Annotated in this window: 1 pseudogene; it reads right to left on the reverse strand. The window is 62.7% G+C overall.

The features are described from left to right. Positions 1-311 (reverse strand): annotated as a pseudogene (locus E4K09_RS04685) (ABC transporter permease); the annotation flags it as partial. Between the last annotated feature and the right edge of the window lie 131 nt (positions 312-442).

Raw genomic sequence — 442 nt, forward strand, 5'->3', positions numbered from 1 at the left:
AGCGTGCTCACATCCGCTGCGCCGAGCGAGTTGAGGGTCAGGATCATCACGCCCGCCGTGAGGGCCGCCATGGAGCCTACGGAGAGGTCGAGACCGCCACCGGCGATCACGAAGGTGGCCCCCACCGCGATGATGGCGATGAAAGCCGATCGTGTGACGACGTTGAGGATGTTCGAGGTCGTCAGAAAATCTGGATTGATGAGCGCGCCGGCAATCGCCAGCACGATGAGGGCGATGAAGGGTGAGAGCGCCCGCATGTCGATGTTGAATCTGCGCTTTTCGGCGCCGGTGCGAAGCACGGTTTCGGTCATGCGTGGCCTGCGGCGATTTCCGCCGCCCTTTCTTCGTGAACGCCAGTGGCGAGGTAAACGATGGAATCCTCGGAGAGATCGGACTGCTGGACTTCGCCTGCGATACGCCCGTTGCGCATGACCACGACCCG

Origin of the sequence: Microvirga pakistanensis (assembly GCF_004458765.1) — a bacterium.
Taxonomy (GTDB): Bacteria; Pseudomonadota; Alphaproteobacteria; order Rhizobiales; family Beijerinckiaceae; genus Microvirga; species Microvirga pakistanensis.